This window comes from Halosolutus sp. DAT137 (assembly GCF_059736405.1).
Map to the genome: position 1 here is coordinate 1 of NZ_JCAQID010000009.1, position 12,335 is coordinate 12,335.

Annotated in this window: 12 protein-coding genes and 1 tRNA gene; 3 read left to right on the plus strand and 10 right to left on the minus strand. The window is 64.5% G+C overall.

The genetic code is table 11. The features are described from left to right. Nucleotides 1-106 precede the first annotated feature (106 nt). Together AC6I6L_RS15215 and AC6I6L_RS15220 are read right to left on the minus strand one after the other, a co-directional pair. A tRNA-Thr gene (locus tag AC6I6L_RS15215) sits at nt 107-180 on the minus strand. A 70-nt stretch (nt 181-250) separates the two neighbouring features. Then, nucleotides 251-1,240, minus strand: a complete 990-nt coding sequence (locus AC6I6L_RS15220; RefSeq protein ID WP_497918615.1) for a class I SAM-dependent methyltransferase — start codon at nt 1,238-1,240, stop codon at nt 251-253. A 102-nt stretch (nt 1,241-1,342) separates the two neighbouring features. On the opposite strand from AC6I6L_RS15220, the gene AC6I6L_RS15225 reads away from it, so the two are divergent. Then, nucleotides 1,343-1,909: a Rieske (2Fe-2S) protein gene (locus AC6I6L_RS15225; protein ID WP_497918616.1), complete on the plus strand. Its 567-nt coding sequence runs from the start codon at nt 1,343-1,345 to the stop codon at nt 1,907-1,909. A 54-nt stretch (nt 1,910-1,963) separates the two neighbouring features. Next, the gene (gene dph5 / locus AC6I6L_RS15230) at nt 1,964-2,752 is read left to right on the plus strand and encodes a diphthine synthase (protein WP_497918617.1); all 789 of its coding nucleotides are present in this window, start codon (nt 1,964-1,966) and stop codon (nt 2,750-2,752) included. A gap of 147 nt (nt 2,753-2,899) precedes the next feature. On the opposite strand, the gene ptsP is transcribed toward dph5, so the two are convergent. The 3 genes from ptsP to AC6I6L_RS15245 all read right to left on the minus strand — a co-directional run bounded on the left by ptsP (nt 2,900) and on the right by AC6I6L_RS15245 (nt 6,202). Beyond that, nucleotides 2,900-4,633 (minus strand): phosphoenolpyruvate--protein phosphotransferase, encoded by a 1,734-nt coding sequence (gene ptsP / locus AC6I6L_RS15235; protein WP_497918618.1) that lies wholly within the window; start codon nt 4,631-4,633, stop codon nt 2,900-2,902. Nucleotides 4,634-4,635: 2 nt separating this feature from the next. Then, nucleotides 4,636-4,926, minus strand: a complete 291-nt coding sequence (gene ptsH1 / locus AC6I6L_RS15240; RefSeq protein ID WP_497918619.1) for a phosphocarrier protein HPr — start codon at nt 4,924-4,926, stop codon at nt 4,636-4,638. Between the two features lie 445 nt (nt 4,927-5,371). Further along, nucleotides 5,372-6,202 carry a nucleoside phosphorylase gene (locus AC6I6L_RS15245; protein WP_497918620.1) on the minus strand — a complete coding sequence of 277 codons (831 nt, stop codon included), beginning with the start codon at nt 6,200-6,202 and terminating at the stop codon, nt 5,372-5,374. A 60-nt stretch (nt 6,203-6,262) separates the two neighbouring features. Here AC6I6L_RS15245 and AC6I6L_RS15250 point away from each other — a divergent pair, with 60 nt between their 5' ends. Further along, nucleotides 6,263-6,733 (plus strand): DUF488 domain-containing protein, encoded by a 471-nt coding sequence (locus AC6I6L_RS15250; protein ID WP_497918621.1) that lies wholly within the window; start codon nt 6,263-6,265, stop codon nt 6,731-6,733. Between the two features lie 35 nt (nt 6,734-6,768). Here AC6I6L_RS15250 and cdd read toward each other — a convergent pair whose 3' ends face one another. The 5 genes from cdd to AC6I6L_RS15275 form a co-directional block, all read right to left on the minus strand. After that, nucleotides 6,769-7,167, minus strand: a complete 399-nt coding sequence (gene cdd / locus AC6I6L_RS15255; protein ID WP_497918622.1) for a cytidine deaminase — start codon at nt 7,165-7,167, stop codon at nt 6,769-6,771. Nucleotides 7,168-7,231: 64 nt separating this feature from the next. Continuing rightward, nucleotides 7,232-8,329 (minus strand): ABC transporter permease, encoded by a 1,098-nt coding sequence (locus AC6I6L_RS15260; protein WP_497918623.1) that lies wholly within the window; start codon nt 8,327-8,329, stop codon nt 7,232-7,234. After that, nucleotides 8,322-9,554, minus strand: coding sequence for an ABC transporter permease (locus AC6I6L_RS15265; RefSeq protein ID WP_497918624.1), 1,233 nt, complete (start codon nt 9,552-9,554; stop codon nt 8,322-8,324). Before AC6I6L_RS15265 ends, AC6I6L_RS15260 begins: the two co-directional genes overlap by 8 nt. After that, the gene (locus tag AC6I6L_RS15270; RefSeq protein ID WP_497918625.1) at nt 9,551-11,179 is read right to left on the minus strand and encodes an ABC transporter ATP-binding protein; all 1,629 of its coding nucleotides are present in this window, start codon (nt 11,177-11,179) and stop codon (nt 9,551-9,553) included. Before AC6I6L_RS15270 ends, AC6I6L_RS15265 begins: the two co-directional genes overlap by 4 nt. 6 nt (nt 11,180-11,185) lie before the next feature. After that, entirely contained in the window at nt 11,186-12,238 is a 1,053-nt protein-coding gene (locus tag AC6I6L_RS15275; RefSeq protein WP_497918626.1) for a BMP family lipoprotein, read from the minus strand. Between the last annotated feature and the right edge of the window lie 97 nt (nt 12,239-12,335).

Consider the following 12,335-nt stretch of genomic DNA (forward strand, 5'->3'; position numbering starts at 1 on the left):
GACTACCCAAAAGAGAGCTTTGAACCTCAGATTCGCCTTGCTGGGACTAACGAGGTTCCCGGAAGTTCGGATACCAGAAGGTAGAGGCTTTGAACCTGAGGATTTAAGCCGGTGGAGGGATTTGAACCCTCGACCTAATCCTTACGAAGGATTCGCTCTGCCAGTCTGAGCTACACCGGCACGGGTGCATGTAAGCGTAGGGCCGATCGAAGCCATAAGGGTTGCGAATCGGACCGGTCGTGCGAGCGAGTTACGTACGCGACCGAGTCAGGCGAACGTCCAGACAGACGTTCATCTCGTGGGGGGCGTAGGATCGGACGACGTGGCGGTTTTCGACGGTGATCTCGTAGGCTGAGCCGGCGGCCTCGCGGATCGCTGCTTCGCCGGGTCCGAACGGATCGTCCTCGTGTTGAATGTCGTAGTAGTGGAGTACGCACTCCTCGCCGGCGAGTCGGACGGCGCTGTCGAGGAACGCGTCGGCGCTGTGAGGGAGGTTCATCACGATTCGGGACGCCCACCCCTCGTACTCCGCGGCGATGTTCCGGACGTCGTCACAGATGGCCGTTACCCGATCGTCGACGCCGTTTCGGCGCGCGTTCTCACGCAGGTAGTCGATCGCAACGTCGTTGATGTCGACGCCGACACACGATGCGCCGCGTTTGGCGAACGGAATCACGAATGGGCCGACGCCGGCGAACATATCGAACGCGCGATCGTCGGCCGTCACCTGCTCGGCCACGCGGTGGCGCTCGGTCGCCAGCCGGGGCGAAAAGTAGACCGAGGCGAGATCCAGCGCGAACTCGCAGCCGTACTCCCGGTGGACAGTCTCGGTGCCCTCGCCCGCGAGAACCGCCCAGTCCCGGGTTCGAGTCTCGCCTTTCACCTTCGATCGTTTGTTCAACACCGTGTCGGCTGGTAGATCCGAGTCGACGATCGCCCGGGCGATCTCTCGCGCTCGATCCTCACTGTCCTCGTCGAGCAAGACCACGTCTCCCAGACGTTCGTAGGACGGTTCCTCGTCGAGTAGATCCGCCGGCATCGTCTGCGTCTCGCGCTCGGGGACTTTGCGGTCGAGGATGTCGAACTCGTCCGGGACGGCTTCGGGGTCGGTCACCGGGATGTAGAGGGTCTCTCCCTCGACGGCGATCTCGTAGTCGTCGTCAATCAGGTCGGCTTCAGCGAGTTGCGATCGCGTCGCTTCCCCCGCCTCGCGGGCGACCCGAACACACGGCACCTCCATACCCGCAGTCGGCACCGGGGTGCCGTAGTACTGACGCTTCGCCGGGGCCACCTGTCGCTGAACGAATCGTTTTCAGGTCACGCTCCGTACCCGACAGTACGAATGGGCAATAGAACGGAGTTAACGAGCGTCGAGACGGTTTACGAGAACGGATCGTGGCTGTGTACCGTCTGGGACCGACACGGTAATCAGGACGAAGTCGTCTTGGTCCCCTGCGAGGACAGCGTCGAGGGGCGCTCGACAAGCAGTCAGCGTAGTGCTCGCGACGACGACGGCGTGGAAGACGATTCCGCGAGCAGTCCGCCTGCGACTGACGAAGACGTGAACGGCGGTTCTACGAGCGATCGGCCTGCGAACGCCGATAGCGTCGAAGCCTGGATCAACCGCTGTACGCACGAGGCCCAGCGCCTCGATACGGGCCGCGGCGTCGCGATGCGTGACGGCCACCTCATCTGCCCGAAGCACGGCTCGCTGTTCGACGCCTGTTCGGGCTACTGCGACAACGGCGAGGCCGCCGAGACGACGCTCCCCTCGATCGAGGTCGAGATCGACGACGGCACCGTCTACCTCACCGACGACGAGGTGTCGTTCGCCCACGAGGGCGCGATCGGATCGACCGACGACGAGGACGATGACGGTCCTGCCTCGACGTCACATCTCTCGCTCTAAGGACGACCGACCCGTCTCGAAAGCGTATTCCCGTCGCTCCCTGTACCACCGCCCATGCTCACGTTCATCGGTCTCGGTCTCTACGACGAGCGATCGATCACCGTGGCGGGCCGAGACGCCCTGCGCGACGCCGATCGGGCCTACGCCGAGTTCTACACCAGCAACCTGATCGGAACGACGATCGAGGATCTCGAAGCGCACCACGACATCTCGATCGAGGTCCGAGACCGGGCAGGCGTCGAACAACACCCAGAAGATATCCTCGAAGCGGCTGAAACCGAGGACGTCGCCTTCCTCACCGCAGGCGACACGATGATCTCGACGACGCACGTCGACCTTCGCCTCCGGGCAAACGATCGAGGAATCGAGACGCGCGTGATCCACGGCGTGACGGCCCAGACGGCGACGAGCGCGCTTACTGGCCTGCAGAACTATCGGTTCGGCAAGGCGACCACGCTCCCGTTTCCCTACGCCCACGGTGCGGACGGCCTGCCCGCGAGCGTGACGATCACGATCGACGACAATCGCGAGGACGGACTCCACACGGTGGTCTACCTGGATATCAAGGTGGGCCACGAGCGCGCCGAGGAAGACGAGTACATGACCGCCGACGTCGGGGCAGAACTGCTCGCCGAGGAATACCCGGACCTCGTCGGCGTCGTCGTCGCCCGTGCGGGAAGCCCTGACCCGCTCGTCGAGGCCGGAACCATGGCCGATCTTGCTGATCGAAGCTTCGGCGGTCCGCTCCACGTACTCGTGATTCCCGGCGAGTGTCACCTCCTCGAAGCGGACGCGTTAGTCGAACTAGCGGGTGCCGATCGGGAGACGCTGGACGTCGTCTGATACGGATTAGTGTCGGTCGGTACCGCCGAACGGCCAAGACGGGGCGCCGTTCGGCGGTAATTGATGATACTAATCCGTATGAGGACGGCTGTGACCGCATTCGATCGCGACAGGACCCTGCTCATTCTTGGGCCGCTGCAGGGCAATTCATGAACTCTCCCGGAACCTCGAATCCGGATCGAGAAGGTCTGCAACCTCGGTTCTGGTCGGTACGGCGATCGCTCGCTCGGCAAGCGATTCTGCGTCACCCGTCTCGATTTCGGTGACGGTCGCTTTGACATCCGGAATCGTGACCGCGCTCATACTCAACTCGTCGAGTCCCAGTCCGACCAGCAGTTCGGTCAACTCGGGGTCGCCCGCCATCTCGCCGCACATCCCGACCCAGACGCCGTCCTCGTGGGCTGCCTCGATCGTGTGGGCGATCGCCCGAAGGACGGCCGGTTCCCGTGGATCGTGGAGCGCTGCAACCAGATCGTTCTCCCGGTCTGCGGCCATGACGTACTGCGTAAGATCGTTCGTCCCGATACTGAGGAAGTCGACGCGTTCTGCGAGTTCCCGTGCGAGGAGGGTGGCGCTCGGGGTCTCGATCATGAGGCCCAGTTCCGGGCGTTCGTACTCGGCACCCGCCGATTCGAGGTCGACCGCCACCGATTCGACCGTCTCGAGGGCCGCCTCGAGTTCCGGCACCGTGGCGATCATGGGAAACATTACCGAGAGCGTTCCCTCCTCGGCCGCGCCAGCGCGCAGGAGTGCCCGGAGCTGCGTCTCGAAGAGGTCCGCGTCGGGACCCAGCGATCGCCGGATGCCCCGCTGCCCGAGGAACGGGTTGTCAGATTTTGGCAGGTCGAGGTACGGAATCGGTTTGTCGCCGCCGACGTCGAGCGTTCGGACGACGACTCGGCCGTCGGGAAACGCCGCGAGCGCGTCGCGATACACTTCGACCTGTTCGTCCTCGTCCGGTGGGCCGTTTCGATCGAGAAAGAGGAACTCGGTTCGGAAGAGCCCGATTCCGTCCGCACCCTGTGTGACGGCCCCGTCGACTTCGGCACGCGTGCCGACGTTGGCGGCGACCTCGATCGACTTTCCGTCGGCCGTCGAGACGGGGTCCTCGCGGATCTCGGCGTCTCGGCCGCCGCTTGCGCGCTTGCGCTGGTCGGGCGTTGGATCGACGATCACGGTGCCGGCCTCGCCGTCGACGAGGACCTCCGTGTCGGATTCGATCGTCTCGAGTTCCTCGCCAACGCCGACAACCGCCGGGATTCCGAGCGATCGCGCGAAGATCGCGGCGTGGGAGGTCCGGCCACCGAGTCTCGTCGCGAAGCCGGCGACGAGATCGGGGTCTAACTGGGCCGTCTCGCTCGGCGTAAGTCGATCGGCCAGCAGGACTGTCCCTGCGGGCAGTGCGGCGAGATCGGTGCGCTTCCCGTCGGTCAGCAAGCGAAGCAGTCGATCCCGAACGTCCCGGAGGTCGTCAGCCCGCTCTGACATCCGGCCCTCCATGCCAGAAAACTGCTCGATCGGGTCGGCAAACGCTCGCTGGACGGCGTGTTCTGCGGGCACTCCCTCTTCGATCGCTGCCTCGATGCCGTCGGTGATCTGCGGGTCGTCGAGGAACTGGCGGTGGGCGTCAAAGATCGCTGCCTCCGCTTCGCCGACGCGATCGGCCGTCCGATCGCGTTCGGCGGTGAGTTCCTCGCGTGCACGATCGCGAGCCGACTCGAACCGACCGCGTTCGGTCGCCGCGTCGACCCGTGAGGGGGCCGGCGGCTCTTCCAGTGATGTCTCCGAAGCGGGGTCGTACCGAAGGGCGGTTCCGACCCCGGACAGCGGCGTTGCGCCGGTGCCGTCGATCGTCCGCGATCCGTTCTCGTCGGATGTCATGATCAGGCCTCTGACTCGGATCCAGACTCGGATTCTGATTCCGGCGTCGACAGCAGCGCCTCGAGGTCGTCGAGCGCCGCCTCGGCATCCGGACCCTCGGCAACGATGATCACGTCGTCGCCGTGTTTGACGCCGAGACTGGTGACTGCGAGCATGCTCGCAGCATCGACCGGCTCGCCGTCGGCAGGGGCGACCTGTACGTCCGCATCGAAGCCGTTTGCGGTCTCGACGAAGTTCGCGGCCGGGCGGGCGTGAAGCCCGTCTTCGGGCACGACGGTGACGGTTCGCTCCATTAGCGAATCCCCTCTACACAGGGCTGTTCCGGTCCCGCGTGGGTGATCATCTCGGACGGTTTTGAGTGGTTGACAACGGGGTGGTCCATCGTCATGCTCTTCCATACGGGCTCGACCGTGATGAGGATACAGTTCGGAGACGAACCGGCTACTCGGTTACCGACCCGCGGCGTGTTATAGTGGCCACTGACCGTTACTACACACCCGATCGCACGAGGGGAGCGAGGCGCCGGGCGCCTCGAATAGCGAGTGGTGACCAGCGGGAACCGCGAGCAGTGACCCGCGAGCAACGGAGTGAGTGAAAACCACGGCCAGCGATCGGTGTGTCACTCGTTTCAGCTGGTACTATATTCGCCAGACCGTCACCAGCCGGACGATGCTGGATTTTCACAGTCATCGCTGCATGCTGAAGCTGTGTTTCCGACTTCTGGGAGCGCGAGTTCCTTCAGTCCGCGTCCGCGATCGAGAGTCCCGCGTGCCAGCGATCGACGCCGGCCTCGCGTTTGACGACATCCATTTTCGCGAGCAGGTGGGTCGCGAGCGTGGCGGTTTCGGCGGCGCGTGATTCGCCTTCGGTCCGGAATTCGCCGGTTTTGCGGTTGGCGTAGACGGTACAGACCGCACCCGCCCGCAGTCCGTAGACGTTCGCGATCGTGAGGATGGCGCTCGCTTCCATCTCGATATTTTTGACGTTCGCGGCGGCGAGTTCGTCGACGAGGTCGTCCGCGCCCGCAGCCTCGAAGCCGTCGAATCCGGGCCGCCCCTGCCCCGCGTAGAAAGAGTCGGCGCTCATCGTCACGCCCGTATGGTAGTCGTAGCCGAGCCGTTCGGCGGCGGCGACGAGCGCGGAGACGACCTCGAAATCCGCAGCGGCGGGGTAGTCCTCGCGGACGTACTCGTCGCTGGTCCCCTCCTGTCGGACTGCACCCGTGGTGATCACGAGGTCGCCTACGTCCATCTCGGGTTGAATCGCACCACAGGAGCCGACCCGGATGAAGGTATCCGCACCGACGCGGGCGAGTTCCTCCACGGCGATCGCGGCGGATGGACTCCCGATTCCCGTGGAGGTAACCGAGATCGGCGTTCTCTCGGCGCGTCCGGTCGCCGTTCGGTACTCGCGGTGGTGGGCCACGATTTCGTGGTCGTCCCAGTGGGTGACGATCTTCTCGAGACGTTCGGGATTCCCCGGTAGGAGGACGGTGTTGGCGACGTCTTCTGGACCGACTTCGAGGTGGTACTGCACGTCTGCGTTCGGATCTTCACTGTCGCCTGTCATTCAGAAAAAGGGGTTCGCACCGGCGAGGTATATAACTGCGGGGCGGCCGTTCATCCGCGCATGAGTGAGGAGACGGCCGCGACCGATCTGGGAGACCGGGGGAACGGGACGCTCACGGACACGTACGTCGCCGCGCTTCAGCACGGGCTGGTCGATCTGCCGTTGGAGACGACGCTCGTTGGCGTCGTTCGCCGCCCGACGCCGTGGTTCCACGGCGCAGTCGACGAGAACGTGCCCGAACTGGGGCCGCCGGCTGCCCTCCTCGGGTCGTTCCGCGAGGTCGAAGATGACCTCAAGATACAGGGCCTCTGTGCGGAGGGCGCACACAACGCCGCGTGGGACCAGCTCGGGTACGGCGACGCGTACCGGGAGCACCTCGAGTCGTCTGCCGACGCACAAGCCGCTCTCGAAACCCTCGAAAACCGCCTCGCGTCGGGCGAATCGATCGCACTGGTGTGTTACGAGAACACCGAGAAAAAACGTTGTCACCGGACGATTCTCCGGGAGTATCTCGACGACGGTCGCCAGTGAGCCAGCAGTGCGATCGCCGGTGACCCGGCAACGCGTTACTCGAGCGTGTCCTGGGAGATCGTATCGGGGAGCAGTTCGCCGAGGGTGTACTCGCTGACGGATTCGTCCTCACCCTCATCACAGACGATCAGGAGGTCCTCGTCACAGAACTCCGACAGTGTCTGTCGACACATCCCGCAGGGCGTGACGCCGTCTCGCCGACTCGAACTCACGGCGAGTCGCGAGAACTCGTGGTGGCCGTTTTTCACCGCCTCGGCGATCGCGACCTCCTCGGCGTGGAGGCTGTTGCTGTAGTTCGCGTTCTCGAGATTGCAGCCGACGAACACCTCGCCATCTGCGGTTTCGAGGGCGGCACCGACGCGGTACTCGGAGTACGGGACGTGGGATTCGGACTGAATTTCGCGCGCCGCAGCGACGAGTTCGTCGACTGTCATACCGATATCTACCGCCGGTCCGGAAAAGAAAGTACCTGTTTCCACACCGATCGCAGTGGCGAAATCAGTCCTCGCCCGACTCGTAGTTCTCACCGGCGGCTTCGGGAAGGCGGGTCCGGCCGATAAACACGAGGGCGATGATCACCGTCGCGTACGGGATCGTCCGGATGAGTTCCGTTGGAACGGCGTAGCCGGCCGCCTGCAGACGGATCTGCATCGCGTCGAGTCCGGCAAAGAGGAACGAGCCACCCAGTGCGCCGATCGGATGGTAGTTCGCGAACAGGTAGGTCGCGATGGCAATGAAGCCCCGACCCTGGATGTCGGTGTCGCCGCCCCCGGCGAAGGTTCCCAGTTGGCCGAGTGCGAATCCCGCCCCGCCGAGTCCGGCAAAGATACCCGACAGAAGCACCGCTGCGTATCTGACTTTTCGGACGTCGACGCCGGCGGTGTCCAGCGCTTTCGGACTCTCCCCGCTGGCGACGACCCAGCGACCGAAGTGCGTCTGCGTGAGCAGATACCAGCCTGCAGCCGCTGCGATCAGCATGATCCAGACCTGCGGCGGCGTATCGAACAGCAGGTAGCCGAGCAGCGGAATCTCAGCGAGCAATGGGATCGTCACGTTGTCGAACGTGCCGACGCGGGCGGAGTTCGGACTGTCGAAGACGATGCGCGAGACGAACGGCGCGAGACCGAGCGCGATCAGCCAGACCGCCAGTCCCGCGATGATCTGGTCGGCCTTGAACTCGATGCAGACGATCGCGAACACCAGCGCGAAGGCGGTGCTCACGACGACGCCCGCAAGCAGTCCCCACCAGTGGTTCGAGATCAGCATCGTCGACTCGCCCGATCCGAGCCAGAACGTCACGAGAATCCCGCTAAAGGCCGAGACGATGAGTAGCCCCTCGATTCCGATGTTGATGACGCCGCTCTTTTCAGCGAAGATGCCGCCGATCGCCGCCAGCGCGATCGGAACCGCGAGTCGGAGCGTCGCCGTGTGCGTACTCGGACTCGCCATGACCGAAAGCAAGACGCCGGGCCAGGAGTCGGGGTAGACGATTCCGACCGGGATCCAGACGGCCACGACGGCGAGCAGGACGGCCCCGACGGTGCGACGGGACGGCGGACTCCAGGCGGCATCGATACGCGCGCGAAGTTCACTCATCGGAATCACCCCCCTCACCGTCGGCTCTCACCGGTCGTTCGGCGTCGATCGACACGTACCGCCGGCCGACCATCCGGAAGAACTCGGGCATGGCGACGAAGAGGATGATCAGACCGCTCAGGATACCGACCAGTTCCGGCGGAACGTCGGTTCCGGTGCTGATCGATCGGGACCCGCTCTGGAGCACGCCGAACAGGAACGCCGCGAGACCGACGCCGAGGGGATTGTTGCCGGCAAGGATCGAGACGGCGATGCCGTCGAATCCCAGCGGCGGTACGTTCTCGAGCCACCGTCCGTGAACCATCAGGACCCAGAACGCGCCGCCGACGCCACCCAGCGCACCCGAGAGCGTCATGCTGGCGACGGTCATTCGTTTCTCGTCGACCCCGCCGTAGGCGGCGGCTTCGGGCTGGACGCCGCTCGTTCGCAGTTCGTAGCCGAAACTCGTCCGGGCCAGGAGCCAGGCGATCGCAAGCATCAGGAAAACCGCAAAGCCGAGCGCCAGCAGCGAGAACCGCATCCGGCCGCTGAAGCCGATAAGCGGAATCGTCGGAATCTGTGCGTACTCCGGGACGGCCGCCGTCTGCGGGTTCGCGCTATCCGGGTCCTGGAACTGCCAGGACAGCAGCGTCGAGGTGATACCGACCGCGATAAAGTTGAGCATGATCGTCGTGATCACTTCGTTCGCGTCCGCGTAGGCCTTCAACGCTCCCGGAATCGCGCCGTAGAATCCGCCGGCGACGGCACCGGCGACGATTCCGATCGGAATGAGCAGTACCGTCCCGAGGAATCCGCCGGGAACGATCGCCGCCGCGGCGAGGACGGAGACGCCGGTCGCGAGACCGCCGACGACGAGTTGACCCTGCGTGCCGATGTTGAACAGCCCCGCCCGAAAGGCGACGGCAACCGACAGACCCGTGAATATCAGGAGCGTCGTCTGTTGAAGCGTCGTCGCGAGGCTAAAGTTCAAGGGACTCCATCCTCCCTCGAGCGGGTGGCCGATTGCGCCGAAGAACAGCTCGTAGTAGACCTGTATCGGGTTGTAACAGAACGTGGTGCCGGCGACGTCGAGCCCGGTTCGACAGCCGGCGAAGGCACCGGAGACGAACACGAGGACGCCGCCGATGAGTATCGAGACGAACAACGCGGCGACGCTGACGAGGACGCGTTCGACCACCGAGGCGCGGACGAGTCGATCCAGGAACTGCTCGAACTGAGCTCTCATTCGTCACCCCCTCGAAACGCATCCTCGGCGTCGACGGCCATCGCCCCCTCGGTCGTGGGTTCTTCACCGGCCATCAACAGGCCGAGTTCCTCCTCGGTGAGATCGTCCGGATCGGTGACGTCCATGAACTCGCCCTCGTAGATGACGGCGAGGCGGTCAGACAGCCCGCGGACCTCGTCGAGGTTCGAGGAGACCAGCAGTATCGCGACACCCTCACGACGGAGGTCGAGCAGTCGGTCGTGGATGAACTCCGTCGAGCCGATGTCGACGCCCCGCGTCGGATGGGTCGCCACGACGAGTGCCGGGTCCCGCTCGAACTCCCGCCCCACGATGAACTTCTGCTGGTTGCCACCGGAGAGCGATCGCGCCTCGGCGTCTGCATCGGGCGGTCGAACGTCGTAGGTCTCGATTATCGCGTCGGTATGTTCCCGGACGCCGCTCCAGTCGATCCGTCCCGAATCTGCGAACTCGGGCGATCGCTGACTGCCGAGCACGCCGTTCTCGACGAGGTCGAACGGCATTACCACTCCCTGTTCGTGGCGGTCTTCGGGAACGTAGGCCATGCCGGCTTCGATTCGTCGCCGGCGAGACCACTCGGTGATGTCTCTGCCGTCGAACCCGATCGAACCCTCGTCCGGCGTTCGGAGGCCGGTGATCGCTTCGATCAGTTCCGACTGGCCGTTGCCGTCGACGCCCGCGATCCCGAAAATCTCGCCCGCCCGGACCTCGAAGCCGATGTCGGAGAGGACGTCGACGCCGTGATCGTCCGCCACGGAGAGGTCGGTCGTCGAGAGGACCACGTCGCCGGTTTCGGCGGGATCGGCATCGACCTCGAGTAAGACTTCGCGACCGACCATGAGTTCGGCGAGGTCCTCGCGAGTGCTCGCGGCCGGATCGACGGTGCTGACGGACTCGCCGTCCCGAAGGACGGTGATGGCGTCCGCGGCGTGCATCGCTTCTCCGAGTTTGTGGGTGATGAAAATGATCGTCTTCCCCTGGGCGGTAAGCTCCTCGAGGACGTCGTACAGTCCCTCGACCTCCTGTGGCGTCAGAACCGCCGTCGGTTCGTCGAGGATGAGTACGTCCGCCCCCCGGTAGAGCGCCTTGAGGATCTCGACGCGCTGCTGGACGCCGACGCCGACGTCCTCGATCGTGGCGGCGGGATCGACGTCGAACCCGTACCGGTCACAGAGGTCCCGGATCTCCCGATCGATCGCCGCCCGATCGACGGAGAGGCCGAACCATTTTCGGGGTTCGTTTCCCAGCGCGATGTTCTCCGCGACGGTCATCGTATCGACCAGCATGAAGTGCTGGTGGATCATCCCGACGCCAGCGTCGATCGCGTCTCGAGGCGTCTCGAACGATCGTTCCGCGCCGTCGACGACGACCCGCCCCTCCTCGGGCTCGTAGAGTCCGTAAAGGACGTTCATCAGCGTCGTCTTTCCCGCGCCGTTCTCACCGAGCAGCGCGTGGACGGTGCCACGCTCGACGGCGAGGTCGACGTCGTCGTTTGCGATAACGCCCGGAAACCGCTTCGTGATTCCGTCGAGATGAACGGCGAGGTCGTCGCTCCGCGCGAGCGTCTCGTCAGTTCCGCTGTCGAGGGGCGCTCCCGGCTGATTCATGAGGAGTTACAGTTCGGACGGAACGTCGATCTCGCCGTCGATGATCGCCTGCCGGGAGTCATCGAGGGCGTCTTTGACGTCGTCGGGAATCTCGTCGCCGAGGGTATCGCCGTACACCGCTTCGACGCCGTCCGATTCGAGGCCGAGTTGCTCGACTTCACCGCCGACGAACTCGTCGTTGACGACGTCTTCGACCGCGCTGAAGACGGCGGTATCGACGCGCTTGACCATGCTCGCCAGGATAACGTCCGCGTAATCCGATTCGCTCTTGGACTGGTCGTCGTCGACGCCGATCGCGAACCGTCCCTCCGCCTCGGCCGCCTGGAAGACGCCGACGCCGGTCGCGCCCGCCGCGTGGAAGACGATGTCGGCACCCTGATCTTCGTACATGGAGACGGCGGTCTCCTGTCCGCCAGCGGTGTCGTTGAAGTCACCGACGTAGCTCGAGACGACCTCGGCGTCCTCGTTTGCGTACTCGACGCCAGCCCTGAACCCGGCCTCGAACGATTCGATCAGCGGCGATTCGACGCCGCCGACGAAGCCGACCACGTTCTCGTCGGGGTTCGTTTCGCCGTCGCCGGCCGCGAACTCCATGTCGGTCAGCAAGCCGGCGAGGTGGCCGACCTGGAACGATCCCTGGGGTTCACCGAAGACGAAGCTCCGGACGTTGTCCTCCTCGACGACCGCGTCGACGATGATGAAGTTCTGGTCGGTGTACTCCGGTGCGTTCCCGCTCAGCGCGTCCTCCTGGGCGAACCCGATGCAGCTGATCAGATCGTAGTCGCCGGATTCGGCAAAGTCACGCTGTGCTCCGTCGAACTCACCCTCCCCTTCGGGTTCGCTGTCGTCGATAGACACGCCGTACTCGTCCTGGGCCTGCAACACACCCTGCTGTGCCATGTCGTTGAACGAGTTGTCACCGAGTCCCCCGGTCGCGTACACCATTCCGACCTGTACGTCCGCTTCCGTTTCATCACCGAACCCGCCGACACAGCCGGCCAGTGCGGTGAGTCCAGCGACGCCTCCTGCTTTCAGAATCGTCCGTCTGTTTCGCGACATGAGGTAGACTAGCGTAGAGGCTTGTTTTATAGCCGTCGGATTCCCCGATTTGGGCACGCGAACGGGACCGGTCCGCTGATACGGATGCTCTCGGGTA

What these genes read in the sequence shown, in the direction of transcription:
- dph5 (WP_497918617.1), top strand. Translation starts at nt 1,964, where the DNA reads ATGCTCACGTTCATCGGTCTCGGTCTCTACGACGAGCGATCGATCACC.
- AC6I6L_RS15220 (WP_497918615.1), bottom strand. Translation starts at nt 1,240, where the DNA reads ATGGAGGTGCCGTGTGTTCGGGTCGCCCGCGAGGCGGGGGAAGCGACG.
- AC6I6L_RS15245 (WP_497918620.1), bottom strand. Translation starts at nt 6,202, where the DNA reads ATGACAGGCGACAGTGAAGATCCGAACGCAGACGTGCAGTACCACCTC.
- AC6I6L_RS15225 (WP_497918616.1), top strand. Translation starts at nt 1,343, where the DNA reads ATGGGCAATAGAACGGAGTTAACGAGCGTCGAGACGGTTTACGAGAAC.
- ptsH1 (WP_497918619.1), bottom strand. Translation starts at nt 4,926, where the DNA reads ATGGAGCGAACCGTCACCGTCGTGCCCGAAGACGGGCTTCACGCCCGC.
- AC6I6L_RS15260 (WP_497918623.1), bottom strand. Translation starts at nt 8,329, where the DNA reads ATGAGTGAACTTCGCGCGCGTATCGATGCCGCCTGGAGTCCGCCGTCC.
- AC6I6L_RS15265 (WP_497918624.1), bottom strand. Translation starts at nt 9,554, where the DNA reads ATGAGAGCTCAGTTCGAGCAGTTCCTGGATCGACTCGTCCGCGCCTCG.
- AC6I6L_RS15270 (WP_497918625.1), bottom strand. Translation starts at nt 11,179, where the DNA reads ATGAATCAGCCGGGAGCGCCCCTCGACAGCGGAACTGACGAGACGCTC.
- AC6I6L_RS15250 (WP_497918621.1), top strand. Translation starts at nt 6,263, where the DNA reads ATGAGTGAGGAGACGGCCGCGACCGATCTGGGAGACCGGGGGAACGGG.
- AC6I6L_RS15275 (WP_497918626.1), bottom strand. Translation starts at nt 12,238, where the DNA reads ATGTCGCGAAACAGACGGACGATTCTGAAAGCAGGAGGCGTCGCTGGA.
- ptsP (WP_497918618.1), bottom strand. Translation starts at nt 4,633, where the DNA reads ATGACATCCGACGAGAACGGATCGCGGACGATCGACGGCACCGGCGCA.
- cdd (WP_497918622.1), bottom strand. Translation starts at nt 7,167, where the DNA reads ATGACAGTCGACGAACTCGTCGCTGCGGCGCGCGAAATTCAGTCCGAA.